Here is a 26284-nt window from a genome sequence, read left to right on the forward strand (position 1 = left end):
ATATGATGCGTTTCGTGGCTATCTTGTGGCGACTGCGACGCCGTCGTCCGCGCGGCGGCCGTTGGGAAGCTGTCCGGCTGTCACCGGTGATCCTCACCGTCCTCATCACCGCGCTGGCGTTCGCCACACCGAGGGAGATCGCCTTCAGCCGCCTCCTGCCCGCCGCGCCCGCCCTGGCGGCCTCGATGTGGCCCGTGCTCCCCACGATCCTGCTGGGGACGTTCTGCCTGCTGGTCATGATCGGGGTGAGCCTCGTCTACAGCGATCTGGGGACGCCGTACACGGCGGCCGCGATCGCCGCGGTCACCTTGGCGGCCGCGTACGCGAGCCACGTACGGCTTCGGCGGGAAGAGACGCTCTTCCAGATCCGGCTCGTTGCCGACACGGCCCAGAAGGTGCTGCTGCGCCCTCTGCCCAGCCGCTTCGAGGACATCGAGATCGAGTCGCTGTACGTGGCGGCCCAGGCACAGGCCCGGATCGGCGGCGACTTCTACGAGGCGGCCGACACGCGGTACGGCGTCCGGCTGCTCCTCGGTGACGTACGCGGCAAGGGACTCTCGGCCGTGGGGGCGGCCTCGGCGCTGATCAGCTGTTTCCGGGAGGCCGCGCACGACGAGGCCGATCTGAGGTCCGTCATCCATCGTCTGGACACCAGCATCGGCCGCCACAGTGCCGCGTTCCCCGCCCAGGACCTGCCGGAGCGTTTCGCCACCGCGCTCATTGCCGAGATCCCGCGCGGTGGCGGCCTCGTCAGACTCCTCAACTGCGGGCATCCCCCACCTCTGCTCGTGCACGGCGGGACCACACACGTTCTGGAGCCGAGCGACCCCTCGCCGCCCCTCAACCTCGCGACGCTCATCGGAGACCACTACCGCGTCGACACCGTGGACTTCGGCCCCGGCGACCAGCTGCTGCTCTACACCGACGGCGTGACGGAGACCCGGGACCGCTCGGGCGAGTTCTTCCCCCTGCAGGACTGGATGGGCCGACAGGATCCGTCCTCCTCCCAGGGCCTGCTCGACCGGCTGCACCAAGCCCTGCTGCGGTTCAGCGGCGGAAGGCTCGACGACGACATCGCCGCGCTCGCCGTGCGATACCCCGGACATCCGGTGTAGACGGTCCCGCCCACCCGTCGCTGTTTCCCAGATCCCCGGTCAGAGGACGAGGGGGCGGCCCAGCCCGGCGGCCCGAGCGGTTTTGAAAACCCTGTGGGCGACGGCGACGTCCAGGACGGCCATCCCGAACGGGTTGCTCACCACGATGTCGGCGGGTGACCGGCGTCCCGGATGAGTGCCGGCGAACACGTCCCCCAGATGGGCGTCAACCACCTTGGCGGTTCCGCCGGCTCCACGGGCACCGGGAGCCCGGACCTGCCCGGAGCGGTGCATCCGGCCCAGGATGCGACGGGTGTCGGCGGCGATCAGGTTCCAGTCGTCCACCACCAGCAGGTCCGCGCGCTCGATCACCTCGGGCAACAGGTCGTCCAGCGAGACGTGCGCGACCAGCGCGCCCGGCGCGAGCCAGTCATAACCGATGTAGCCCTCATTGACGGTGGTCACGGGCACCACGAGCTGGGCCCCGTCGACGCAGGCACGAGCACTTGCCGCCTCCACCACCTCGAGGTCGGGATGGCAGGCGCGTAGGTCCCCGGCCAGGTGGGCGCAGGCCTCGGCGTTGACGTCGAAGAGCGCCACCTGTTTGAGATCGGGCAGCACGGAGGGAAGCAGGCGCAGGTGGGCGCGGGCGAGGGTGCCGCAGCCGAGCAGCGCGACCCGGGACAGACCGGGGGCGCCCAGGGTACGGGCGGTGGCGGCGGTCACCGCGGCGGTGCGCATCGCGCTGATGTAAGCCGCTTCCATCAGGACCACCGGGTGGGCCGTCTGCGGGTCGAACAGCATGATGACGCCTTGGGCACGCGCCCGTCCGCGCACCGGATTGGACAGACAGCCATTGATGGTCTTGGCGCCGTACACCCAGCCGTCGTCGGTCAGGACTGCGGCCTGCAGGGTCAGCGAGCGCGCCGCCGCCCCGTCGGGCGCGGTCCATGGGAGGTACGCCTCCTCGGGCAGGCACGTCCGGCCCCGCGTGTGCTGGACCAGGGCTTCCGCGGCCACACCGGGCAGATCGATGTCCGCGCAGGCGGTGATGACCTCCTCGCGCGTCAGTTGGAGCAGTTCGGTGTCATGCCCAGGCATCGGCAGGTTCACAATGATCTCCCCCAGGAGCAGTCGGGACCGAGGAACTGCGGGGGGAGGATATCCACGGCCCGACGTGAAGTGCAGCGGCCTGTCCCGGCGATGACGCGCCGCGCGCGACGGGCCTGTGGCCCGCCCTTGACAGTCCCGGAGGATTGGAGAACGCCCTGGTTCGGCACGACGATGCCAACCGGATTCCCGGGCGGAGCCGCGTAGCCGGGCATGGTCCGCCGTGAGTCGGCACAGCGGGATTCCCCCTGCCGGGAGCGACGCCGTCGCCTGCGTTCCGGCCTGGCGCCGAAGCGCCCGGCATTCGATGCCGAGCGGATGGCCGCTCAGCGCGAAGCTGCCGGAAGCCCGGCCTGGTGAGGGGGTGGACGCGACCCGACGGCGCTCGCCGAACCGGTGGGAGAGGCTGATGGCCGCCGGTGGGGGGCCGCCGTGGCGAACGGATTCGCTCATCGCTTTCATGGCCGCCCAGACGCTCGCGCTCGCCCGGACGGGCGCGGTGCGGCCCTGTCGCCGGGCCGCCGCCGCGGACGGCGCCGGCGGCTGTCGAGGTGACCGAGGCGGAGTCTGCTCACCGGCTCGGCATCGCCCGTTCACAGCTCGGCCGAGTCGGTCTTCCCCTGTCAGGGACCCCCCTGACAACGCCGTTCTCCGGGCTCGGGCCCACGTGTCACGTTGTGACCGACCGAGCTTGAGCCAGCGGAGAGGGCAGCCTCATGGCGGATGCCGCGATCGAGACGAAAGCCGTCGACAACGGCGTGGAACCGCCCGGCAGACGGGACCTGGGACGCCAGTTCTGGCGTATGTGGACCGCGGACCTGGCGTCCGGGCTGGGTGAGGGCATACGGGTCGGGGCGCTGCCGTTGCTGGCGGTGTCGCTGGACTACTCCCCGAGCGCAGTTGCCTTCGTCTGGTTCGCCGGCGGCCTGCCGTTCGTGCTCGTCGGCCCGTTCAGCGGCGTTGTCACCGACCGGTGGCGGAACCACCGGAAGATGATGTGGATCAGCGACGCGGTCGCGACGGCCGCCGCGCTGGTCTTCGCGCTGCTGGTCGCCACCGGCGGAGCGACCATCGCGGCACTCATCGTGTTCAACTTCCTGATCGGGTCGATCGCGACGCTGCGCGACAACGCGGCGACAGCGGTGGTCCCCCACATGGTGCCGCCGCATCTGCTGGACAAGGCCAACAGCCGGGTCCAGGGCGTGCAGACCCTCACGATCGACCTCATCGGGCCACCGCTGGGCGCGCTGATGTTCGCGCTGCCGAACGGCCTTCCGTTCTTCCTGGACGCGCTGTCGTTCGCGATAGCGGGGATACTCGTGTTCGGCCTGGTGACGCCGCGCGTCGTGCCTGAGCAGCGTGAGCCGCTGCGGGCGGCCGGCATCGTCGCCGACATCACGGCCGGGATGCGCTGGCTGTGGAGGAACCGGCTGTTGCGCGCGCTCTGCCTGGTCGTCGGCCTGGTCACGATGGCCGTGTTCTCGGCGATCTCCGTCGCGGTCCTGTACGCCTTCGAGGTGCTGCACGTCGGCCGCACCACCTACGTGATCCTGCTGGCGGTCATCGCGCTGGGAGCCGTCCTCGGCTCGCTGCTGGCGCCGGTCATGTCCGACCGGCTGGGCCGAGCGGCCACGCTGCGGATCTCCCTGGCGGCCGCGCCCGTCGCGTTCGCCGTCGCGGCACTCACCTCCAGTGCCGTGGTCGCGACCGCGGCGCTGACGGTGGTCGGCGCGATCGTCGGCGTCTGCAACGTCATCGCCGTCTCTCTCCGGCACGTGCTGGTGCCGGAAGAGCTCATGGGACGGGTCAACTCCTCCTACCGGCTTGTAGCCGTCGGCATGGGCCCGCTCGGCGCGCTCGTGGCGGGCTTCTCCGCGGAGATGCTGGGCCTGCGTGCACCGTTCCTCTTCAGTGCGGCGGCCGCGGCGACCGCCCTGGTCATCGCCCTCAGGCAGGTCTCGGCGGGGAACATCGACAGGGCTCTCGACCCCGCTTCGGCGGGCGCTCCCGCCCCCAAGCGGCGCAGGCGCCTGTGGCTCAGGATCCTCGCCTGGTTCCTCACGCTCGTCACAGTCGTCGTGGCGGGCAGTGCCGTGTACGTGACCTGGACGGTCCGCCGTTCCTTCCCGACCACGGCCGGTCAGGTCGCGGTGCCGGGGCTGGAAGGCAAGGCCGAGGTCGTCCGGGACAGGTTCGGCGTGCCGCAGATCTACGCCTCGTCCCCCGACGACCTGTTCCTCGCCCAGGGTTACGTGCACGCCCAGGACCGGTTCTGGCAGATGGACGTGCAGCGCCACATCACCGCGGGCCGGCTCTCCGAGCTGTTCGGCGAGTCGGAGGTCGAGACGGACAAGGTCGTGCGCACGCTCGGCTGGCGCCGCGTGGCCCAGAAGGAGCTGGCCCTGCTGTCGCCCGACACCCGCAGCCACCTGCAGTCATACGCCGACGGTGTCAACGCCTACCTCAAGGAGCGCGGTGGTGCCCGGCTCAGCGCCGAGTACGCGGTGCTCGGCCTGGTCAACGGCGACTACAGCCCGCAGCCCTGGACCCCGGTCGATTCCGTGGCCTGGCTGAAGGCCATGTCGTGGAGCCTGCGCGGCAACATGGACGAGGAGCTGCAGCGCAGTCTGCTGGCCGCCGAGCTGCCGCTGGACCGCGTCGCCCAGCTGTATCCCGGCTACGACTTCGCGACTCAGCGCCCGATCGTCCCCGACACGGGCGGGACCAGGGCCGGCGACGACACCCGGCCCTCGGTGCGGTCCGCCTCCGGCAGCGGAATGGAGAAGGCCGGGGACATCGGCAGGGTCACCGCGGCACTCGACCGGGTGCTCGGCCCGAGCGGCCCCGGCATCGGCTCCAACTCCTGGGTCGTCGCGGGCAGCCGCACCAAGTCCGGCAAACCGATCCTCGCCAACGACCCGCACCTCGGCCCGCAGTCCCCGAGCATCTGGTACCAGACCGGCCTGCACTGCACGAAGGTCGACTCGACCTGCCCGTACGACGTGACCGGCTTCGGCTTCGCCGGCATGCCCGCCGTGTTCATCGGCCACAACAGGCAGATCACCTGGGGCCTCACCAACCTCGGCGCCGACGTCACCGACCTCGTCCTGGAGAAGGTCGACGGCGGCACCTACGAGTACCGGGGCGAGAAACTGCCCCTGCGGACCCGGAAGGAGACCATCAAGGTCGCCGGCGGTGACCCTGTCACCTTCACCGTGCGCGCCACCCGGCACGGCCCGATCATCTCCAATGCCATCGACGACGTTCGCAAGGCGGGCGAGCACGGCCGCAGCCCCGCGGTCCCCGCCTCGCCGGGCGGCCACGCCGTAGCGCTGCGCTGGACCGCGCTGGAACCCTCGGCCACGGTCGACTCCGTCTTCGCCATCAACAGGGCCTCGGACTGGAAGTCCTTCCGGGAGGCGCTGCGTGGTTTCAGCGCCCCCGCCCAGAACGTCGTCTACGCCGACCGGGCCGGCCACATCGGCTACCAGGCCATCGGGAGTGTCCCCGTACGCACCAAGGGTGACGGCACCTACCCGGTGCCCGGCTGGACCGGCCGGTACGAGTGGAAGGGCAACCTGCCCTTCGATGAGCTGCCGCGCTCCTACGATCCGGCCGACGGCTACATCGTGACGGCCAACAACGCCGCCACGGGCCCCGGTTACCCACACCTGATCACCAAGGACTGGTCGGACGGCCACCGCAGCGAGCGCATCACCGAGTTGTTGGAGCAGGCAGGCCCGCTCGACACCGAGGACATGCGCCGCATCCAGCGCGACAGCAGGAGCCCGTTCGCCGAGGCGCTCGTGCCGTATCTGCTCCGCGTCAGGCCGGGCCCCGAAGCGGAGAAGGCCTGGCAGTTGCTCAAGGGCTGGGACTACGAGCAACCCGTGGATTCCGCCGCGGCCGCCTACTTCAATGCCGTCTGGCGGGCCCTGGTCCGGCTGACCTTCACCGACGACCTCAAGCGGACCCGGGCGAGCCACGAGCCCGACGGCGGCGGTCGCTGGCTCGAGGTGGTCCGGTCGCTGCTGCGGAATCCCGATGACCCGTACTGGAGCGACGGCAAGGACCTGAAGACCAGGGACGACGTCCTGCGCAAGGCCCTGGACGAGGCGGCGGCCGAGCTGACCGGCAGGCTCGGCGACGATCCGGGCGAGTGGCGGTGGGGCTCCATCCACCGCCTGACCCTCAAGGAGAGCACCCTCGGCACGGGCGGCCCCGCCCCGGTGCGGTGGCTGCTCGACCGGGGCCCGTACGAGCTGCCCGGTGGCAGTTCGGCGGTCAACGCCAACAGTTGGTACGCCCCCGAGGGCTACGAGGTCGACTGGATCCCGTCGATGCGGATGGTCGTCGACCTGTCCGACTGGGACGCGTCCGGCTGGATCAACTCCGGCGGTGTCTCCGGTCACGCCTTCCACCCCAACTACACCGACCAGACAGGGCTGTGGGCCAAGGGCGAGACCACACGCTGGCCGTTCACCCGTGCCGCGGTCTCCGCCGACCGGGACAAGACCCTCACCCTCACGCCCACGTCGTGAGCGGGGCCTGTCAGGGCTAATCCCGACTGACCTTCGCGGCCCGGGCCGCCGACACTTCAGACATCGAACGAAGGAGACCAATGGCCTGGCTGCGGAACTGGTCCCGCGACGACGACCCGGCGGTGCGTCTGGTGTGTCTGCCCCCCGCCGGCGGTGGCGCCCATCTGTACCGGCACTGGCCGCGGCTGCTGCCCGCCGGGGTCGGCCTGGTCGCGGTCGAGCTGCCGGGCCACGGCTCGCGCCTCGGCGAGGCGCCCTTCACGGATCTGACGCGGCTTGCCGAGGGCCCGCTGTGCGAGGAGATCGAGGAACTGCTGGACCGGCCCCTGATCATCTTCGGTCACAGCATGGGGGCGGTCGTCGGATACGAGCTGTGCCGGGCGATCCGACGGCGCCGGCCGTGGCGCCCGACGGGATTCGTGGCCGCGGCCTGCGAGGCTCCCGCCGTCCTGCACACGCGCGACTACGCCGGCCGGATGACCGATGACGGAATCACCCGGTTCCTCGTCGACACAGGCGGCACCCCGGCCGCGATCCTCGAGAACGAAGAGTTCCTGGACATGCTCCGCCCGGTGATCCGTGCCGATCTCGGCATGCTGCGGGCTCGTCGGCACCTGCCCGAGGAACCGCTCGGGTGCCCGGTGCGGGTGTACCTGGGCGCGACCGACACCACGATCGACCCTGCCAAGGCCGCGGGCTGGGCAGTGGAGTCCGGCGCGGACGGCGACTACCGGCTGCAGGTCTTCCCCGGTGGCCACTTCTTCACCCGGGAGGCCGAGCCGATCCTCCTGTCCCGGCTCAAACACGACATCAGGCAGCTGTTGAGCCCGACCGTCCACCTGGAGGTATGACGCGATGCGACCGCTCTCCGCCGAGCAGCGACGGCTGCTCGACCGCCTGCTCGACCGGCAAGGGATCGGCCGCGGTGACGCCCGGATCACCCGTGTCGCCGACGAAAGGTCCGGACTTCCGCTCTCGTTCGCCCAGCAGCGCATCTGGTACCTGAACCGGATGCTGCCGGAAGAGACGATGTACAACGTCGCCGGCGCGGCCCGGCTCCGCGGCAACCTCGACGTCGACGTCATGCGGCGGTGCCTGACGGAGACCGTCCGGCGGCACGAGGTACTGCGGACCACCTACCACGTCGGCCCCGACGGCAAGGGTGGCGTGCAGCGGGTCAACGAGGCCCCCGACCTTCAGCTGCCGGTCACCGATCTGCGCCATCTCGCCGGTGACGCCCTGCAGGCGGCGGTGCGGGAGCACTGCGCCAGCGAGACGTCCCGGCCGTTCGACCTGGAGACCGACCTGATGCTGCGGCCGCTGCTGCTGCGGCTCGCCGACGACGAGTACCTGATGATCCTCTGCCAGCACCACGTCGCCACCGACGGCTGGTCGCTGAACCTGCTGATCCGTGAGATCGCCGCCCTGTACGGGGCGTTCTCGGCGGGTCAGGAGTCGCCGCTGGAACCGCTCGATCTGCAGTACGGCGACTTCGCCGCCTGGCAGCGCCGCTACCTCACCCCCGAGAAGATGGAGGAAGAGCTGGTCTACTGGCGCGAGCGGCTGCACGAGACCCGTCTGGTCGACGCCGCGACGGGCCTTCCCCGGCCGACGACGCTGACCTGGGACGGCGGCACGGTCCGCTACCGGATGCCCGCCGAGCTGGTGTCCGGCCTGACCCGGCTGGCCGAGTCCGAGCGTGCCACCCCCTACATGGCGCTGGTCGCCGCCTACTCGGTCGTGCTGGCCCGCTGGTCCGGGCAGGACGACATCATCATCGGCTGTCCCATCGCCGGGCGCACCCGCGGTGAGATCGCCCCGCTGATCGGCTGCTTCCTCAACGAGCTCCCGCTGCGCATGGACCTCTCCGGTGAGCCGACGTACCGCGAACTGCTGCGCCAGGCCCGCGATGTGTGCCTGGGCGCCTACGACCACCAGGATGTGCCCTTCGAGAAGATGGTCGAGGAGGTCAATCCGGAGCGCGACTCGATGTCGCACGCCCCGCTGGTCCGTCACCAGCTCGGCCTGCACAACGAACCCAGGTATCGGATCGACCTGCCCGAGGTGAGCTTCGAGGTCGAGGCGCTCAGCACCAACACCGCCCGGTTCGACCTGGAGGTCGACCTGACGGTGGAGGACGACGGCGAGATCTCCGGGATGGTCTACTACTCGACCGACCTGTACCGCGAGGACGTCGTCCGGCGCATGCTGGACCGGCTGACCACGGTCGTGGCCGGAGCGGTCGCCGACCCCGACCTGGCGGTGTGGCGACTGCCTCTGCTCGGCGCGGCCGAGCGGGAGACGGTCACCACCGAGCTGGCCGGAGTTCCGGAGGCCACCGAGCCCTCCACCGTGCACGCGCTGGTCGAACGCCGGGCCGCCACGGCTCCCGACGCGATCGCCGTCCTCGACCACGGGACGCCCTGGACCTACCAAGAGTTGGACGTGCGGGCCAATCAGCTGGCGCACTGGCTCCGGCACCTGGGCGTCGGAACCGACACGCCGGTCCCGGTGGTGCTGACGCCGTCGGCGCTGCGGCTGGTCGCGATGCTCGCGGTGCTGAAGGCGGGCGGTGCCGCTGTCCCGCTGAACCCGGAGCACAAGGGCGCCGACGTCCGGGCGGCCATCACCGACACCCGTTCCAAGCTGGTCCTCACCGACGGGGACACCCTGCTGGACTCCCGGCTGAGGCTCGACGAGGTCGACGGCTCGGTCCGCATGCTCGCCCTCGACACGGTCGGCGAACGCATCGAGGGCTACCCGGGGACACCTCCCGGGACCGCCGTGTCGACGGACGCGCTCGCCGTCCTGTCGTACGCCAAGAAGATCTCCGGCACCCCGGCCGGGCTCTGCACCACCCACGCGGGTGTCGTCCACCGGCTCACCTGGATGAGCGGACGTTTCCCCCTCACGGTGGGCGAGCACGTACTGCCACGTGCCCGGGCCGGCCTGGACGCCGCGCCGTGGGACCTGCTCTGGCCCCTGACCGCGGGCGCCACGCTGGTCGTCGACGAAGGGGTGCCCGCTACGGTCGGCACTCTGCGCACCACGCCGTCCGCCTTGGAGGCGCTGCTCGCGGACCCTGCCGTGCACGGGCTGCGGGGCACACTGCGCCGGATCGTCCTGGACGCCGAACAGCCGTGGCCGGCACTGCTGGCCGACGTCGAACGCGCCCTGCCGGGAGTCGAGGTCGAGACCCTCACCGGTGCGGCCGAGGCCGCCGCCGACATCGTGACCCGCTCCTCCGGTGGGGCCCGCCTCTTCGTCCTCGACCACCACACCGAACTGGTGCCGATCGGCGTGCCGGGCGAGCTCTGGCTCGGACTGCCGTACGAGCCGCGCGGGTTCTGGGGACGTCCGGTCTGCACGGCAGCGGCGTTCGTACCGGACCCGTCCCGTCCCGGCGCCCGGCTGTACCGGAGCGGGCTGCGCGCCCGCTGGCTCGCCGACGGCACCCTCGACCTGCTCGGCCCGGCCGAGCACGCCTTCACGCTCCAGGGTCACCGGGTCGAGTTCAGCGAGTTGGCCGGGAGTCTGGCCGCCCACGCCGAGGTCGGCCGCGCGGCGGTGCTGCCGCACCCCGACCCGGAGGCCGGGCTGGTCTCCTACGTGTCGCTGCGCGAGGACAGCGAGGACTCCGGGGACGTCGAGAGGTGGCGCAAGGCGTTCGAGGAGGCCTACGGCAACCGCGCCGCCGAGGCCGACCCGGGTCTCAACCTGGGTGGCTGGACCAGCCCCAGCACCGGCGACTTCGTCTCGGCGGGCGAGATGGGTGAGTGGGCCGAGGCCACGTTCCGCCGCGTCCTCGGCCTGCGTCCGCACGACGTCCTGGAGATCGGGTGCCGGACCGGGTCGCTGCTGTTCAAGCTGGCCGCCCGCTGCGACGGCGCCTATGTCGGCACCGACCTGTCGGCCCGCGCCCTCACCCGAATCCGGCAGCACCAGGACTGGCTGGCCACGAAGGCCGAGTCGGTGCGGCTGCTGGAGCGCGGTCCGGACGACTTCTCGGGTCTGGACGACGACTCCTTCGACACCGTCGTGTTCAACGGCGTCGTCTCCTACTTCCCCGGCCTCGGTCACCTCGAGCACGTCCTGCGCGAGAGCCTGCGCGTGGTCCGCGACGGCGGTCGCATCTACCTCGGCGACGTACGCAGCCTGCCGCTGGCCCAGGCACTGCACCTGTCGGCTCCCTGGGGCGCGGCCGACCCCGACGACCCGGCCGACGCCCTGCTGGAGCAGGTCTCCCGCCGGGCGGGCGCGGAGGAGGAACTGGTCGTGGCGCCGGAGGCGTTCGTCGATCTGGCCTCCCGGCTGCCGGGTGTGACCGGGGTGAGCCTCCTGCCCAAGCTCGGCCGCGGCCGCAACGAGCTGTCCCTCTTCCGCTACGACGTCGTCCTGCACATCGGCGGGCAGCCGGCCGACGTGCCCTGGACGACCCTCGACTGGGACGTCGAAGGCCTCACCACCGCCCGTCTGAAGGACCGTCTGGCCGGACAGTCGCAGACTCCGCTGATGCTCGCCGGGGTGCCCGACATCCGGCTGAACGTGAAGCTCCAGTCGCTCGAACTGCTGCACAGCGGCCGGGTGCGGACCGTGGGCGAGCTGACCGAGTCGATCCGGCCGGTGCTCGCCGCGCCCGGCGGACCGGTCGATCCGCAGGAGCTGGTCACCGCGGGCCAGGACGCCGGGTACGAGGTGTCGGTCCGCTGCTCCGGAACGGGCACGGTCGATGTGCTGCTGCTGCCGCGCGCGGGAGACGGCCCTCCGCTGGGACCGGTGCTGTCGGCGGTCGCCCCGGCCGCCCAGCCGCCCGGCGAGTGGACCAACGACCCGGTGCGCGCCGCCCGGATCCGCTCGGTGTCCCCGCAGCTGCGCTCGCACCTGCAGGTCTACTTCCCGACGTACATGATCCCGTCCGCCTTCGTGATGGTGGACGACTGGCCACTGCACCTCGACGGCACACTCGACCACACGCGCCTGCCGCTGCCGGTGACGCTTCCCGCCGACGAGGCCGCCGCCCAGCGCGAGCCGGCCACCGAGACCGAGAAGGCCATCGCCAAGATCTGGGCGGACGCGCTCGGCCTGGACCGCATCGGTGTGCACGACGACTTCTTCGCTCTCGGCGGGCACTCGCTGCTCGGCGTCGAGGTGGTCGAGAAGGTCCGTGAGGTCTACGACGTGGACCTGCCGCTCGGCCGGCTGTTCGAGTCGCCGACGGTCGCCGCGGCCGCCGAGTACATCGACGGTGTCCAGGCTACCGGGGACGGCGCGCCCAAACTCGTCCCGATCCAGCGGATCGACCGCTCCAGCTACCGCACCCGCCGCAACCGCGAGGCCGCGACCGCGGCCGCCCGATGACAGGGAGGAGCGGACATGAGCATCCTTACCGAGGATCCCGGCACGCTCGTCGTCGAGACGTCCTTCGCGCAGCAGAGCCTGTGGCTGCTCGAACAGGTCGACCCCGGCCAGCCCACCTACAACGTGCTGGCCGCGGTGAAGATGACCGGACCGCTCGACGTCGCCGCGCTGCACCGCGCGCTGAACGCGGTCGTCGCCCGGCACGAGGCGCTGCGCACCGTCTTCGCCTTCGACGGCCACGAGCCCGTCCAGGTGATCCACGACGAGCTGGAGATCGGCCTGCCGGTCACCGACGCCCGTCCCGAGGATCTTGAGGACCTCGTCCAGACCGAGATCGAGAAACCTTTCGACCTGGCGGCCGGGCCGCTGCTGCGTATGCGGCTGCTGCGCACCTCTGACACCGAGCACACAGCCGTGCTGGTGATGCACCACATCGTCACCGACGGAGTGTCCTCGGCCATTCTGTTCCAGGAGCTGGCGATCTGCTACGAGGCCTTCACGGCGGGGCGACGGCCGCGGCTGCCGGAACTGCGCCTGCAGTACGCCGACTACGCCGTCTGGCAGCGCGAAACGCTGCGGGGCGAGTACCTCGACGAACAGCTCGGCTACTGGAAGGACCAGCTCGCAGGGGTCACGCCGCTGCTGCTGCCGACCGACTTCGCCCGTCCTGCCGTGCCGACTGCGGCCGGTGCCACCTTCTCCTACATGCTGCCCGACGGGCACATGGCGCGCATCGAGAAGATGGCCAAGGACTGGGAGGTCACCCCGTTCATGCTGGTCATGGCGGTGTGGTCGGTGCTGCTGTCCCGCTATACCGGCCGCACCGACTTCACCGTCGCCACGCCGGTGGCCGGGCGTGACCGGTCGGAGGTGGCACTGCTGATCGGCTTCTTCGTCAACACGCTGGTGCTGCGCGCCGATCTGTCCGGTGATCCGACGTTCGGTCAGTTGCTCGGCCGGATCAAGGAGACCTGTCTGGGCGGCTACGCCCACGCGGACGTGCCGTACGAGAAGCTGGTGGAGGAGCTGCAGCCGGCCCGGTACACCGGCAACGGCGGGCCGCTCGCCCAGGTGATGTTCTCGCTGATGAACGTGGACCAGGGCGAGTGGCGGGTCGGCGACCTGGTGTTCGAGGCCAAGGCGGTCGCGACCCGGACGGCCAAGTTCGACCTGTCACTGGACATCTCTCCGGTCAACGGCGGCCACCTGGTGTCCCTGGAGTACAGCACAGAACTGTTCGAGGCCGGGACAGTCCAGCGGATGGCCGGGCATCTGAACACGCTGCTCGACGGGGTACTCGCCGACGCCGACCGGCAGATCTCCGAACTGCCGCTGATGGAGGCGGACACGGCCGGTGCCGCACGGGCGGACGGGCCGGCGGAGGCCGTGCACCGGATCATCGAGCGGCAGGCCGCGGCGACCCCTGACGCCGTCGCGGTGATCTGCGGTGAGCGGAGCCTCAGCTATGCCCAGCTCGACCGGCGGGCCAACCGGCTGGCGCACGTGCTGCGCGAGCGGGGGGTCCGCGCCGAGACGCCGGTCGGGGTGCTGCTGCCTCGCTCGCCCGACCTCATCGTGGCGTTCCTGGCGATCCTCAAGGCGGGCGGCGCCTACGTGCCCGCCGATCCCGCCTACCCGGCCGACCGTCTGAGGTACATCTTCTCCGACGCCGGCGTGGCCCATGCGGTCACGACATCGGTGCTGGCCAAGGCACTGCCTCAGGTGGAGGCCGTCCTCGTGGACGGGCCGTTGGAGGGCCCGGACACCGCTCCCGAGGTGGAGGTGGGTCCCGAGCAGCTCGCCTACATCGTCTACACCTCGGGCTCCTCGGGACGTCCCAAGGGCGCGATGAACACCCACCGCGGCCTGGCCGCCTTCGCCGCGGCGCTGGCGCGGGCGTTCGGCGTCACTCCGGCCGACCGGGCGCTTCAGCTGGCGCCGCTCGGCTTCGACGTGGTCGCCGAGGAGGTCTACCCGTACCTGACGACCGGCGGGTCGGTGGCCCTGCCCGACGGCGAACCGCCGCTGGAGACACAGGATCTGTGGGACCTGGTCGCGGAGACCGGCGCGACCACGCTGTCGACCACACCGTCCCGACTGGTGGGGTGGGGGGAGCGGGAGCGGGCCGCGGTCCCGACGAGCCTGGGCCGCCTGATCTTCGGGTCGGAGACGGCGCCGACGCTGCGCGGCCTGGAGGCCTGGCGCGGATGGGACGGCGACCTGGTGCAGGTCTACGGTGTCACCGAGGCGTGCTGCACATCGTCGGTCCGCGTCGTGGACCACGGTGGCGACCCCGATCTGATCGTGCCGCTCGGAGAGTCGATCGCCAGCGCCGACCTCTACGTGCTCGACTCGTGGCTGCGGCCCGTCCCCGACGGGGTGCCCGGCGAGCTGTACATCGGCGGACCGGCCGTCGGCCGCGGTTACGTCGGCAAACCGGGCATGACCGCCGACCGGTTCGTGCCCGACCCGTTCGGCGCACCCGGCGCGCGGCTGTACCGCACGGGCGACATGGTGCGCCGCCCGTCCTCCGGCGGTTTCCAGTTCCTCGGCCGCGCCGACGCCCAGGTGAAGATCCGCGGCTTCCGGGTGGAGCCGGCCGAGGTCGAGGCGGTCCTCGCCGAGCACCCGGATCTGGTGGGCTGCGCCGTCGCCGCCCGGCCCGACCCGCTCGGCACCCTGCGTCTCATCGGTTACGTCGTGCCGCGTGGCGAGCTCGACGTCACCTCGGTCCGGGCTCATCTGACGGCGCGGCTGCCGGAGTGGATGGTGCCGGCCCTGTTCGTGCCCGTGCTCGAACTGCCGCTCAGCGCCAACGGCAAGATCGACCGGGACGCGCTGCCCGAACCCGACGCCGCCGTGGTGCAGCAGGAGTACCTCGCACCACGCACCCCCGCCGAGGAGGAACTGGCGGACATCTGGGCCGGGTTGCTCGGCCTGGAACGGGTCGGGGTCACCGCGGGCTTCTTCGACCTCGGCGGCAACTCGCTGGCGGCGGTACGGATGGTCGCCGAGGTCCGCGATCGGCTGGGTGTCGAGTTGCCGCTGCGCTCGCTGTTCGGCAACGCGACCACGATCGCCTCGATCGCCGCCCGCATCACGTCCGGGACCCTCACGACGGCTGCGGACGGTATCCCGCGGCTGCCGCGCACCGCGGGCGTCCAGCGCTTCGCGACCTCGGGCACCGAACGGATCTACTGGAGCTACCACGAGGACGATCCGGAGAAGGACGCCTTCGTGCTGGTGGGCTCGATGGACCTGGACGGGCCCTTCGACGTCGCGGCCTTCGAGCGGGCGCTCGCCTGGATGGCACACCGTCATGAGCCTCTGCGCACGCGGTGGGTGATGGAGGACGGCGAACTGGTCGCCTGCGTCGATCCCGAGCCGCGGCCGCTGACCGCGCCGGTGGTCGACGTCACCGAGGACGAGGTGGCGGCAGCCACGGTGGCGGTGTTCGACGAACCGTTCGACCTGGCCACCGACGTGCTGGTCCGGCTGCGGCTGTTGCGTCTGGCTCCCGAACGGCACGTGCTGGTGCTGGTCATGCACCACCAGATCGGCGACCTTCGATCCCTGGAGGTCTTCTGCGAGGAGCTGTCCATCGCCTACGCGGCGATGGCCACCGGCGACGAACCGCCGCTGGAACCGCTGCCGGTGCAGGCCGTGGACGTCGTCGCCTGGCAGAACGACCGGCTCGAGCGGGACCGCGAGCGGCTCGAGGCCTACTGGACCGAGCGGCTCGCGGGTGCGCGGACCCTGCGGCCTCCGTACGACCTGGACCCGCCGGAGCGGCTGAGCCTCGCCGGCCGGACCCGGGAGAAGCCGATCGACGTCGCTCTGGTGGACCGGCTGCGGGCCCTGGCCGCGCGGGAGCGGGCCAGCCTCTACATGGTCTCGCTGACCGCGTTCGCGGTGCTGCTCGGCGCCTACTCGGGTCAGGACGACATCGTGCTGATGAGTCCGATCTCGCTGCGGGAACGGCCGGAGACCCAGGGCGTGCTCGGCGTCTTCATCAACGAGCCGCCGATCCGGGTCCGGCTGGACGGCGCCCTGACCTTCCGCGAGCTCCTGGCCCGGGTGCGCGACCAGGTCGCCGCCGACCTCGACCACCGGGATCTGCCGGTCGCGGACATCGCGCGACTGTGCCCGGGCCTGGACCTGCCGGTGCTGTTCACCGAGGAGACCAACCCGGACGTTCCGGTGGAGGCGAGCCTGTCGGGAACGCTCACCAAGCAGGTGCCCTATCAGCGCTCCCAGGGCCGGTTCGCGATGCGGCTGACCGGCGGCGCGGGAGAGGCGCATCTCGTCCAGACCTATCGCACCGACTTGTACAGCGACGGCCGTGTGGCCGCCATCGCCGACGACTATCTCGATCTGCTCACCGCCGTCGCCGCCCGGCCCGACGCACGGGTGGGCGACCCGGGTGGCCCGTGCGGCGTCGCCCTGCGCATACCCGCCCGCTCCATCACCGAGGAGTCCTGATGACCACCGTCATAGGGCAGCAGTCCCCCGGCCCCGCGCGAACCGAGGAGTTCGGCCTCGGCGGGTATCCGGAGGAGGCCGTACTGGCCGCCCTGATCGCCCTGTTGCACCGCCGCAGCACGCAGGAGAACGTGCGGGTCGCCGTCGTCGGCGACGGGCGGGTCGTCTCCACGATCTGTGCCGACGTCACGGCGGAAACCACGTTCGGGGACCTGACCGAGCAGGCTGCCACGCCGCCGTCCGCGGGCACCATCGGTGAACCGTTCGACATCGAGTACCAGGCCGGGGCCGACCCGTCGGCGCCTGTGGCGGCGGTGACCGGCGCGCCGCTGGTGGTGCGGGTGTGGGCGGCACCGGGCGGCCGTAGGGGTCGCCTCGCCTGGGCGCCGGCCACCGAGCCGGACACCGCCACCACCTTCGTCGCGCAGCTTCTGACCCTTCTGGCCGAGGGCGGTGCCGGCACGCGGGTCTCGGCTCTTCCGCTGGCGACCGAGGAGGAGGTGGCCCGGGTCCTGGCGTTCGGGAAGACCGGGATCGCGCCGGTGCCCGCGGCGTGCGTGCACGAGCTGGTCGAGGCTCAGGCGGCACGCACGCCGGACCGTCCGGCGGTGAGCTGCACCGGGACCACACTCAGCTACGCCGAGCTGGACGAGCGGGCGAACCGGCTCGCGGCACGGCTGGTCGCCGAGGGCATCGGCGTGGACGACGTCGTCGGCGTCCTCGCCGAACGCTCGGTGGAACTGGTCGTGGCACTGCTCGGGGTGCTGAAGGCGGGCGGTGCCTACGCGGCGATCGACGCCGACCTGCCGCCTGCCCGGATCGAGCATCTGGTCCGGGACACGGGCGCGGCCGTGGTCGTGGCGCAGGACCACCTGGCCGATCGCGTCCCGGACGGCACAACGGTGGTCGCGGTCGACGGCCCCGCGACCGAGGGCTTCACACGTCCGCGCGTGCACGCCGGGAACCTCGCCTACGTCAGCTACACCTCGGGGTCGACCGGAGAGCCGAAGGGCGCCGCCATCCCGCACGCGGCCGTCAGCCGGCTGGTGCGGGCGCCCGACTGGGCCGACTTCCGCGCCGACGACGTGTTCCTGCAACTGGCCCCGGTCGCCTTCGACGCCTCCACGCTGGAGCTGTGGGCACCGCTGACGATCGGTGCGCGGCTGGAGATCTTCCCGCCCGGCCATGTCGACCTGACGGCGCTCGCCCGGCTGCTGAAGACCGCCGAGGTGACCGTGCTGTGGCTGACCGCCGGGCTGTTCCATCAGCTCGCCGCCCTGCACCCTGATGCCTTCACCGGCGTCCGGCACCTGCTCGCGGGCGGCGACGTCATCTCCCGCACCCAGCTGGCCCAGGCGCTTCATGACAACCCCGGCCTCGTCTTCACCAACGGCTACGGCCCGACCGAGAACACCACGTTCACGGCATGCTGGACCAGCCGGACCGCACCGCTCTCCGGCACTGTCCCGATCGGCCCGCCGATCAGCGGGACCCGGGCGCTGGTGCTCGACTCCGATCTGCGGCCCGTCCCGGTCGGCGTGCCCGGCGAGCTGTACGCGGCGGGTGAGGGCCTGGCCCGCTGCTATCTCAACCGGCCCGACGCGACCGCCGACCGGTTCGTGCCGAATCCGTTCGCCGCGGGCGAGCGCATGTACCGCACCGGTGACCTGGCCGCCTGGCAGAGCCACGGGGCTCTGGAGTTCCTCGGCCGCGCCGACCGCCAGATCAAGGTGCAGGGCTTCCGGGTCGAGCCCGGCGAGGTCGAGGCCGCACTGCTGGAGGACCCGGACGTGCACGAGGCGGTCGTCGTCGCCCAGCTCGACGGCAGCCGCGGCAAGCGCCTGGTCGCCTACGTGGTGGCCGACGACCCCGCCGAGGTCGGCCCGTCGGGCCGCTCCGCCCAGTTCCGGGAGGCACTGCGCGACCGGCTGCCGTCCTACCTGGTGCCGTGGGCGATCATCCTTCTGGACGCGCTCCCGCTCGGCCCCACCGGCAAGGTAGCCCGCGACGCGCTGCCCGCGGCCCGCCGCGTCACCCGCAACCTCGCCTCCGACTTCGTAGCGCCACGGAGCCCGGTGCAGACGCATCTGGCGCATCTGTGGAGCGATCTGCTCGCGGTCGAGCCGATCGGCCTCGAGGACGACTTCTTCGAGCTGGGCGGCCATTCTCTGATCGCCGCGGAGTTGCTGGGCGCCCTGCACACCGAGTACGCGGTCGCGATATCCGCGCGCACCCTCTATCTGCACCCCACCATCGGCGAGCTCGCCGTGGCCATCGAAGAACTGCTCGCCGACACCCGGAAAGAGGCATGACCATGAAGCTTTCCCGTCCGGAGAACTTCCAGCCCGTCGACCTGGACCAGGTCGACTTCATGGACCACGGTCTGTTCAGCCAGGGCGATCCGCACGCCGCGTGGGCCAGGATGCGGGCCGAGGACCCGGTGCGCTGGCAGAACGCGGGCGACGAGCTCGGCTTCTGGTCGGTCACCACGTACGCCGAGGGCGAGTTGGTGTTGCGGGACCACACCCGGTTCACCTCGCAGCGTGGCACGATGCTGTTCCTGCTCGGCAAGGACGACCCCGCGCGCGGCCGGCAGATGGCCGCCACCGACCCGCCGCAGCACTCCCGGATGCGTGAGCCGGTACAGAAGGCGCTCACCAACAAGGCGGTCGAGCGCTACCGTCCGGCGATCCAGACGGAGATCCGGCGGGTGCTGGCCCCGGCTCTGTCGGGCGGTACGTTCGACTTCGCCGAGGCGATGATGATGCTTCCCATGGCGGCCGCGGGCACGATGATGGGGGTTCCGCGCGAGTCCTGGCCGAGGCTGACCGAGCTGACCGCGATGTCGATCGCGCCGGAGGACCCGGAGTTCACCAGCGGCGAGGCCAAGCGCACCCTCGAACTGGCGCACCGCGAGCTGTTCGCGTTCTTCCACGACATCGTGAAGGTCCGCAGGAACGATCTGGGCGACGACCTCATCAGCACGCTGCTCAGCATCGATCTGGACGGCCGCAGGCCCGAGACCGGCGCGATCCTCTCCAACTGCTACAGCCTCATCCTGGGCGCCAACGTCACCACGCCTTACGTGCCCACCGGAGCGATGATCGAGTTCACCACGACCCCGGTGTTCGAGGACTGGCGCGCCAACGTCTCCACTGTGCACAAGACCGCGATCGACGAAACGCTGCGCTGGGCGTCGCCGGCCAACCACTTCATGCGGTACGCGCTGGAGGACGTCGAGCTCGGCGGCAAGCTGATCAAGCAGGGCGAGGCGGTCGTGGTGTGGCTCGGCGCCTGCAACCGCGACGAGAAGGTCTTCGTGGACCCGTACGAGTTCAACATCCGCCGCAAGCCGAACCGGCACATGACCTTCGGCGTCGGCTCCCACTACTGCGTCGGCCACACGGTGGCCCGCCTGACCATGCAGATCCTGTTCGACGAGCTGATCCACAACTTCGAGGGGTTCGAGATCACCGGTCCCGTCGAGCATCTGCACTCCAACTTCGTGGCGGGCATCAAGCACATGCCGCTCCGCACGGAGATCAAGAAGGACGCCCGGCACCTGTACGAACAGGCCGTCGAGGGCGTCCAGGAACCGCAGCCGGCCTGACCCGAGAGGAAGAGGTTCTGATGAGCACGCCCGCGATCAGCCGGAAGCAGTGGTTCCTGCGCGAGCCGTCGCCCGAGAGCGCCGCCCGTGTCTTCTGCCTGCCCTATTCGGGCTGCGGCGCCAGCATGTACCGGCAGTGGCCGCGGTTCCTCGGCGAGGTGGAGATCGTGCCGATCCAGCCGCCGGGCCGGGAGAACCGGCTGCGCGAGGACCCCTATGCCACCTATGAGGAGCTCGCCGACGATCTGGTGGAGGTGCTGCGGCCTCATCTGAACCGGCCGTTCGCCTTCTTCGGGCACTGCGGTTCGGCGCTGCCGGGATACGAGACGACGGTACGGCTGATGGAGCGCGGCTACCCCGCGCCGGCCCGGCTGTTCGTCTCGTCCCAGGTGGCACCGCACCAGGGGCCGGCGGGCCGGTTCCTGGAGATGTCGGACGAGGCGCTGGCGCAGGAGGTGCGGAGTCTGATCGTCCAGCTCGGCGGCAAGCCGCTGCCGTCGCTGATCGAGATGAGCCTGGGCATCCTGCGCGCCGATGTGGAGGCCAACAAGAGGTACCGGCCGGAGCGGCCGACCCGGCTGGACTCGCCGATCACGGCGCTGGGCTGGTCGCGGGACACGGAGGTGGACCACCGTCTGATGGCCGGCTGGTCCGACTGCGGCGAGACCACCTTCGAGATGCTGGAGGGAGCCCACTACCGGTTCATGGACGCGCCGCCCGAGCTGATGGACATCCTGGTGAAGGGGATGACCGGCTGACTCGGCCGGCTCTCAGATCAGCCAGCCCGCCTCGACTGCGATCCTGACCGCGTCGAGGCGGTTGCGGGCGTTGAGTTTGAGCACGACCGTCGTCAGGTAGTTGCGGACCGTGCCGGCCGACAGGTGCAGCTTGGCGGCGATCTCGGTGGCCTCGGCCCCCTGGGAGGCCAGCCAGAGCACTTCGGTCTCACGTTCCGACAGGGGGTTCTCGCCGATGTCCCAGGCGGACATGGCCAGTTGGGGATCGACGACCCGGCGGCCGGCTGCCACGTCGCGCACCGCCCGGGCCAGGCCTTCGGACGGCGAGTCCTTGAGCAGGAAGCCGGAGACGTGGGCGGCCATGGCTCGACGCAGGATGGCGGGCCGGCCGAGACCGGTGAGGATGAGGGTGCGGCAGCCGGGTACCTCGCGGTGCAGCAGCTCGGCGGCGCTGAGGCCGTCGAGCTCGGGCAGGCCGACGTCGATGATCGCGACATCGGGGCGCCACTTGCGGGCGGCGGGGGCGATCTGTTCACCGCTGTCGATGGTGGCGACGACCTTCAGGTCCTCTTCCAGTTCCAACAGCGCCACCAGGGCACCGCGCACCATGTCCATGTCCTCGGCGACGAGTATTTTGAGTAACCGCTTCTCCACCAGCAGCCCTTTACATCCCGAAGGTCCTATACAACCTTTGACGCCGTTACCGCTGGTAAGGGTTTCCGGATGCCGGGCTGGGCGGCGGGTCGAGCGAGTCGTCCGCGGTAGCCACCGGCGACGAGGCGCACATCGGTGACGGCCTTGCGGGCGATGCCGAGGACCTCGACGACCTCGGCGTGGGCACGGTGAGGCGAGGCCGGCAGCAGCCCTTGGACGAGCTCGCTCTTGAGCCTCACGGCCGACAGGCTGCCGCCCAGCAGGGCGTGCAGTTCACGGGCCACGACGAGGCGTTCGCGGGCCACGGCCAGACGGGCCTGCGCGCTGCGACCCACGTGATTCTCGGCGACGAGCATGGAGAGCGAACTGACGCCGTACACGACCAGGCCACCGACCAGGGCTGTGACGGCCAGGTCGACGGCCTGTGCCGCGGACTCGCCCGACAGCAGTGCGGCCGCCGCGACGGCCGGCGCACCGGCGGCGTACAGCACCCATCGGGCTCGGCCACCGCTGCCGAGCAACAGCGATCCGGCGAGGAACCCGGCCATCACGCCCCAGGGCTCACCGATCCACGCCAAGGGCACGTATGTCGCGGCGGTCTGGGCGGTCAGCGACAGCGCGCGCAGATGCACCGGCCAGGTCCGCAGCCGGCGCAGAGAGTGCAGCAGTTGCAGGACGAACACGACGGCGAAGCAGCCGAGGAAGGCTGCCGTGCCTTTGCCGTTGGGCTCGGTGTCCGCGACACGGACGAGGGCGGTGAGCGCGTACCCGGCGAGCACCGTCACAGTGATGGTCCTGGACAGCCGGAGGGCCCAGCCACGCCCGCGCCGCGTCTCGGTTTCCCCGCCAGGATCACCGCCGCCCTCCCGTTCCCGTACCGACGGGCCGTCTCCACCGCGGGCCGGGTCGCCGTGCGTGGGGAGAAGGGGGACCCGCGCGCTCATCCGGAACCAGCCCTCGGGGGTGGTGCCGGTGGTGAGGGTTCCGCCGATGGCGGTGAGACGCGTGGTGAGGTTGCGCAGGCCGCTGCCGGCGTTGCCGGGCTCGGTGCCGGGTTCGACGCCGTCGTTGGCGACCTGGAGGAGGACGGCGGCCTCGTCGCGGCCGGCGTGCACGGTGCAGCGCTGAGCCCTGCTGTGGCGCAGCACGTTGGTGACGGCCTCGCGCAGCACGATCGACAGGACGGTGTCGGCCCGACGCGGGAGGGGACCACAGGCGATGTCGGTCCGGACCTCGATCCGCGCGGAGGTCAGGGTCGACCGTGCGCAGTGCGCGGCGTCGGCAAGGGACAGATCGGCGTCGCCGGTGGTGACCCGCTGAAGGTCCGCGAGGGCGGTGCCCGCCATCCCCACCACCTGGGTGACCTCGGCGCGGGCGCGGGCGGGGTCGGCCGGCAGCAGCCTGTGGACGAGTTCACTTTTCAGCATGATCGCCGACAGGCTGTAGCCGAGCAGGTCATGCAGGTCGCGGGCGACACGAAGGCGTTCGCGGGTGACGGCCATCCAGTCCTGGGCGCGGCGGACCTCGTGGTTCTCGGCGACGATCGCGGACATCGAACTGACGCCGTAGACGATGAGGCCGATGAGCAGCATGTCGCCGATGCCTCGCACGGCGGCGGCCGCCCCGCCGTCGCGCCAGGTGAGGACGGGCAGTGCGATCGCGGCCGCGAGGCAGAGCGGCCAGCGGGCTCGGCCCGGGACGGCCAGCAGCAGCGATCCGGCGAAGAATCCGGCCATCAGGCCCCAGGGTTCACCGATCCACAGCAACGGGACGTAGGTCACCACGGCCTGGGCGCTGAGGGTGAGCACGAGGGTGCGCACCCTCCACGTACCGGGGCGGTGGGCGGAGTGCGCCAGTTGCAGGACGACGACCGCGGCCAGGCAGGGTAACAACCCGGCCGACAGCATCGGACCCGGCCGCTGGGCGAGCACGTGCATCACGGTGATGAGGGCGTACCCGGCCAGGACGGCGAGGGTGACGAGCAAGGACAGGCGGGGCGCCCGCCGGTGTGATTCCCCCTCGACCTCCCCCGTCCTGGTGAAACTATTTGTGAAATGCGAACCGTGCATCGGCACGTGTCCTCCCCCGACCCGGCGACGCGGCAGAACGGTCTGATCTGGTCATCTGCCACGCCGGACCAGTCGGAGCCTAACATTTGGAGCACTGGTGATTTCTAGTCTCCTGCGCCAGTAGTTGATCGTGAGTTGTGGCGTGACAGCGGGAAGCCCGATTGGTCCGTACCGAGGAATACATATGCCGTCACGCGCATGACTCAATTCGCTGCTAAGTCCCAGCGCCACAACCCGCCGTATGAATTCTTCATGTTGCAGGGATGGAACCGTCACTGTGCTCTGAAGTGCACCCTGTGCAGACTGGTTGCCGATTCTCTGATCCGCGAGTTGACGGGGGATAAGAAATGAGCAATCAGATTCCGGAAAAGTACGACGTCGTGGTCAACGACGAGGAGCAGTACTCGATCTGGCGGGTCGGTCGCGAGGTACCGGACGGCTGGACGACCGTCGGGGTCCGCGGCACCAAGGACGAATGTCTCGGCTACATCGAGAAACACTGGACGGACATGCGCCCGCGCAGTGTCCGCGAAGCGATGGGCTGATGACCACGGACATGCTCGGCCGGGCCGTGCGGGCCGCCGAGTCGGCGACCTTGGCCGCGGCGGACTCCGGCGAGCCGGGCAGCGTCGATCTCCTTGTCGAGCTGGCCGGCTTGGGCAAGGAGCTGGCGATCGCCGGGCGCCTGGAGGAGAGCGGCAGAGTGCTGTGGAGCGCGCTGCGGCCGCCGCAGACGGAGCTTCCCTCCCCGCAGCGGGCCGAGGCGGTCGAATGGTACGCGCGGGTCTCGCGGCTGCTCGGCCGGTACGCCAGGTCCCGGGCGGTGCTCTGTGAGGGCATCGCACTACTGGAACATGAGGCCGCCCTGCCCTGTGCCGCCCGGCAGGGCGGCACTACCCGCGGCACTTCCCGCGGCGCTGCCGACGGTTCGGCGTCCGGCTTCACCGCCGGGCTGACGCTGGAGCTCAGCGCCGCGGCGCTGAGCTCGGGCGGAGTTGATCCGGGCCTGGACCGCCGGTTGGCGGGCACGGTCCGGCACGCCGATCCGGTGGTACGGGCACAGGGCCTGGCACAGCAGGCGATCGTGCGGATCGGGCGGCGCCGACCCGACGACGCGCTCGTCCCGGCCCACACCGCGGCCGAGCTGGTCGATGCCTGCGCGTACGAGGAACTGGCCGGACGGCTGGAGACTCTGTACTGGGTCGCCGAGTCCGAGCGGCTGCTGGGCCTGCTGGACCGGTCGGCCGAGCATTTCGTCCGGGTGATCGACGTCGCCGGCCCGGGGGCGCAGCACTATCTGAGGCCGTTCGCCGAAGTGGGACTGGGCCGGGTGCGGCTGCAGGAGGGAGACGTCGAGGCGGCCGCGCGCTGTCGGGACAGCGCCGAGGAGTTGGCGTCGCGGTGCGGCAGCGCACCGATGCGGGCCGCCGCGCTGACACTGCGGAGTCAGGTGTTCCTGGCGTCGGGTGATCCGTCCGGCGCGGCCGAGGCAGCCAAACGAGCCCTGGGTCTGGCCGCCCCGTTCGCCGACATCTGGGCGCGGCAGGCCAGACGCTCGCTGGCCCTGGCGGTCGAGGCGCTCGGCGGCGGGCGGCGCAAGCCCGTCGCGGCGCCCGGCGCGTCACGGCGGCCGACCGTGCCGGCCGCGGCGCAGCCCGGCGGGGTGCTGAACACACTGAGTCGCCGCGAGATGGAGATCGCACAGCTGGTCAGCGAGGGGCGCACCAACCAGCAGATCGCCCACGCCCTCGGTCTCAGTCCGAAGACGGTGGAGACGTACATGGCCCGCATCTTCACCAAGTTGGGGATCGGCTCACGCACCCAGGTCGCCCATCTGGTCGGCCTGACCAGCGAGGCCGTTCAGCGGGAGGGCCGCTGAGCCGACGCGCGGGGTGAGGGTACGTCTCCCGCGGTGATGGCGACCCAGATCGCGCTCGCCCCGGCCAACAGCGTCCCGTCGTCGCGGTAGAGCGCGGTGTGGCTCGTGAGGGTCCGGCCCTGCCCGGGGTCGGACCGGCCGACGATCACACACCGCTCGCCGAGGATGGGCGTCACAGCGATCCGGGCCGTCATTCGGCCCAGCACTCGCGCCTGCCGGGCGGGGTCGGTGGTCCAGCCACCGGGGCAGTCGAGCGCTGCCCACACGGCCTCGGGGCGGACGGTGCCGCCGGGACCGGCGAGCGAGGCGTCGGGCTGCCATGTGCAGGCGACGGTGCCATGCCGACCGGGCACAGGTCCGGGCCGCAGGTTGAGCCCGTCGGCCCGGTCGAGGCCGCAGACGAAACAGGAGGGGAAGGGGTGGAAGGCCCGGCCGCCGAAGTCCGACTGGCAGGCTTCGGCGACCTCGGCCGGGACCGGCGGCACGATCGGAACGTCCCCGGCTGCCGCGGCCACCGTGGCCACCAGGTCGTCGCCGTTCCACACGTGGGTGCGGCGGCCCGCGGGCTCGGCGGTGAGCGGCACCCCGAGCGGCGGCGGCAGATGCAGGGTGACGGCGGCGGGCGCAGCGGTGAGAGCGGCGAAGGTCCCGCACGCGTAGCCGCCGTTGGCGCTGGCGGCCGGACCGTTGTACCGCGCCTCGATGAGCGCTGACATGACCTCTCCTTCAGCCGGATGGGCCGAGGGTAGG

At 71.3% G+C, this 26284-nt stretch carries 14 protein-coding genes; 10 read left to right on the forward strand and 4 right to left on the reverse strand.

The genetic code is table 11. From position 1 onward, the window contains the following. The first annotated feature begins 5 nt into the window (after positions 1–5). Positions 6–1115: a PP2C family protein-serine/threonine phosphatase gene (locus tag AB0959_RS25985; RefSeq protein WP_366829040.1), complete on the forward strand. Its 1110-nt coding sequence runs from the start codon at positions 6–8 to the stop codon at positions 1113–1115. Positions 1116–1154: 39 nt separating this feature from the next. On the opposite strand, the gene AB0959_RS25990 is transcribed toward AB0959_RS25985, so the two are convergent. Then, positions 1155–2195 carry an ornithine cyclodeaminase gene (locus AB0959_RS25990; protein ID WP_366828956.1) on the reverse strand — a complete coding sequence of 347 codons (1041 nt, stop codon included), beginning with the start codon at positions 2193–2195 and terminating at the stop codon, positions 1155–1157. A gap of 725 nt (positions 2196–2920) precedes the next feature. Here AB0959_RS25990 and AB0959_RS25995 point away from each other — a divergent pair. From AB0959_RS25995 to AB0959_RS26025, 7 genes are all read left to right on the forward strand, one after another. Continuing rightward, positions 2921–6745 carry an MFS transporter gene (locus tag AB0959_RS25995; RefSeq protein ID WP_366828957.1) on the forward strand — a complete coding sequence of 1275 codons (3825 nt, stop codon included), beginning with the start codon at positions 2921–2923 and terminating at the stop codon, positions 6743–6745. Between the two features lie 80 nt (positions 6746–6825). Next, positions 6826–7596, forward strand: a complete 771-nt coding sequence (locus tag AB0959_RS26000; RefSeq protein WP_366828958.1) for an alpha/beta fold hydrolase — start codon at positions 6826–6828, stop codon at positions 7594–7596. Positions 7597–7600: 4 nt separating this feature from the next. Beyond that, positions 7601–12103: a condensation domain-containing protein gene (locus AB0959_RS26005; RefSeq protein ID WP_366828959.1), complete on the forward strand. Its 4503-nt coding sequence runs from the start codon at positions 7601–7603 to the stop codon at positions 12101–12103. Between the two features lie 15 nt (positions 12104–12118). Further along, entirely contained in the window at positions 12119–16585 is a 4467-nt protein-coding gene (locus AB0959_RS26010) for an amino acid adenylation domain-containing protein (RefSeq protein WP_366828960.1), read from the forward strand. Then, entirely contained in the window at positions 16585–18897 is a 2313-nt protein-coding gene (locus AB0959_RS26015; protein WP_366828961.1) for a non-ribosomal peptide synthetase, read from the forward strand. The genes AB0959_RS26010 and AB0959_RS26015 overlap by 1 nt, the downstream gene beginning before the upstream one ends. 2 nt (positions 18898–18899) lie before the next feature. Then, positions 18900–20195: a cytochrome P450 gene (locus AB0959_RS26020; RefSeq protein ID WP_366828962.1), complete on the forward strand. Its 1296-nt coding sequence runs from the start codon at positions 18900–18902 to the stop codon at positions 20193–20195. A 20-nt stretch (positions 20196–20215) separates the two neighbouring features. Continuing rightward, entirely contained in the window at positions 20216–20953 is a 738-nt protein-coding gene (locus tag AB0959_RS26025) for a thioesterase domain-containing protein (protein WP_366828963.1), read from the forward strand. A gap of 12 nt (positions 20954–20965) precedes the next feature. Here AB0959_RS26025 and AB0959_RS26030 read toward each other — a convergent pair whose 3' ends face one another. Together AB0959_RS26030 and AB0959_RS26035 are read right to left on the reverse strand one after the other, a co-directional pair. After that, the gene (locus AB0959_RS26030; RefSeq protein ID WP_366828964.1) at positions 20966–21586 is read right to left on the reverse strand and encodes a response regulator transcription factor; all 621 of its coding nucleotides are present in this window, start codon (positions 21584–21586) and stop codon (positions 20966–20968) included. Positions 21587–21612: 26 nt separating this feature from the next. Beyond that, entirely contained in the window at positions 21613–23571 is a 1959-nt protein-coding gene (locus AB0959_RS26035; RefSeq protein WP_366828965.1) for a histidine kinase, read from the reverse strand. 431 nt (positions 23572–24002) lie between these two features. Here AB0959_RS26035 and AB0959_RS26040 point away from each other — a divergent pair, with 431 nt between their 5' ends. Together AB0959_RS26040 and AB0959_RS26045 are read left to right on the forward strand one after the other, a co-directional pair. Beyond that, complete coding sequence (locus tag AB0959_RS26040; protein ID WP_366828966.1) at positions 24003–24200, forward strand: MbtH family NRPS accessory protein; 198 nt, start codon at positions 24003–24005, stop codon at positions 24198–24200. Continuing rightward, complete coding sequence (locus AB0959_RS26045) at positions 24200–25534, forward strand: helix-turn-helix transcriptional regulator (protein ID WP_366828967.1); 1335 nt, start codon at positions 24200–24202, stop codon at positions 25532–25534. Before AB0959_RS26040 ends, AB0959_RS26045 begins: the two co-directional genes overlap by 1 nt. Here the strand turns inward: AB0959_RS26045 and AB0959_RS26050 are convergent. Then, positions 25516–26250, reverse strand: coding sequence for a hypothetical protein (locus AB0959_RS26050; RefSeq protein WP_366828968.1), 735 nt, complete (start codon positions 26248–26250; stop codon positions 25516–25518). The genes AB0959_RS26045 and AB0959_RS26050 overlap by 19 nt on opposite strands. Positions 26251–26284: the final 34 nt, after the last annotated feature.

Origin of the sequence: Streptomyces sp. NPDC046862 (genome assembly GCF_040704615.1) — a bacterium.
GTDB lineage: Bacteria > Actinomycetota > Actinomycetes > Streptomycetales > Streptomycetaceae > Streptomyces.

Bases quoted from the DNA above. Each gene is read 5' to 3' on its own strand.
- AB0959_RS25985 (WP_366829040.1), top strand. From the start codon at position 6: ATGCGTTTCGTGGCTATCTTGTGGCGACTGCGACGCCGTCGTCCGCGC.
- AB0959_RS25995 (WP_366828957.1), top strand. From the start codon at position 2,921: ATGGCGGATGCCGCGATCGAGACGAAAGCCGTCGACAACGGCGTGGAA.
- AB0959_RS26000 (WP_366828958.1), top strand. From the start codon at position 6,826: ATGGCCTGGCTGCGGAACTGGTCCCGCGACGACGACCCGGCGGTGCGT.
- AB0959_RS26010 (WP_366828960.1), top strand. From the start codon at position 12,119: ATGAGCATCCTTACCGAGGATCCCGGCACGCTCGTCGTCGAGACGTCC.
- AB0959_RS26040 (WP_366828966.1), top strand. From the start codon at position 24,003: ATGAGCAATCAGATTCCGGAAAAGTACGACGTCGTGGTCAACGACGAG.
- AB0959_RS26050 (WP_366828968.1), bottom strand. From the start codon at position 26,250: ATGTCAGCGCTCATCGAGGCGCGGTACAACGGTCCGGCCGCCAGCGCC.
- AB0959_RS26020 (WP_366828962.1), top strand. From the start codon at position 18,900: ATGAAGCTTTCCCGTCCGGAGAACTTCCAGCCCGTCGACCTGGACCAG.
- AB0959_RS25990 (WP_366828956.1), bottom strand. From the start codon at position 2,195: ATGCCTGGGCATGACACCGAACTGCTCCAACTGACGCGCGAGGAGGTC.
- AB0959_RS26005 (WP_366828959.1), top strand. From the start codon at position 7,601: ATGCGACCGCTCTCCGCCGAGCAGCGACGGCTGCTCGACCGCCTGCTC.
- AB0959_RS26015 (WP_366828961.1), top strand. From the start codon at position 16,585: ATGACCACCGTCATAGGGCAGCAGTCCCCCGGCCCCGCGCGAACCGAG.
- AB0959_RS26025 (WP_366828963.1), top strand. From the start codon at position 20,216: ATGAGCACGCCCGCGATCAGCCGGAAGCAGTGGTTCCTGCGCGAGCCG.
- AB0959_RS26045 (WP_366828967.1), top strand. From the start codon at position 24,200: ATGACCACGGACATGCTCGGCCGGGCCGTGCGGGCCGCCGAGTCGGCG.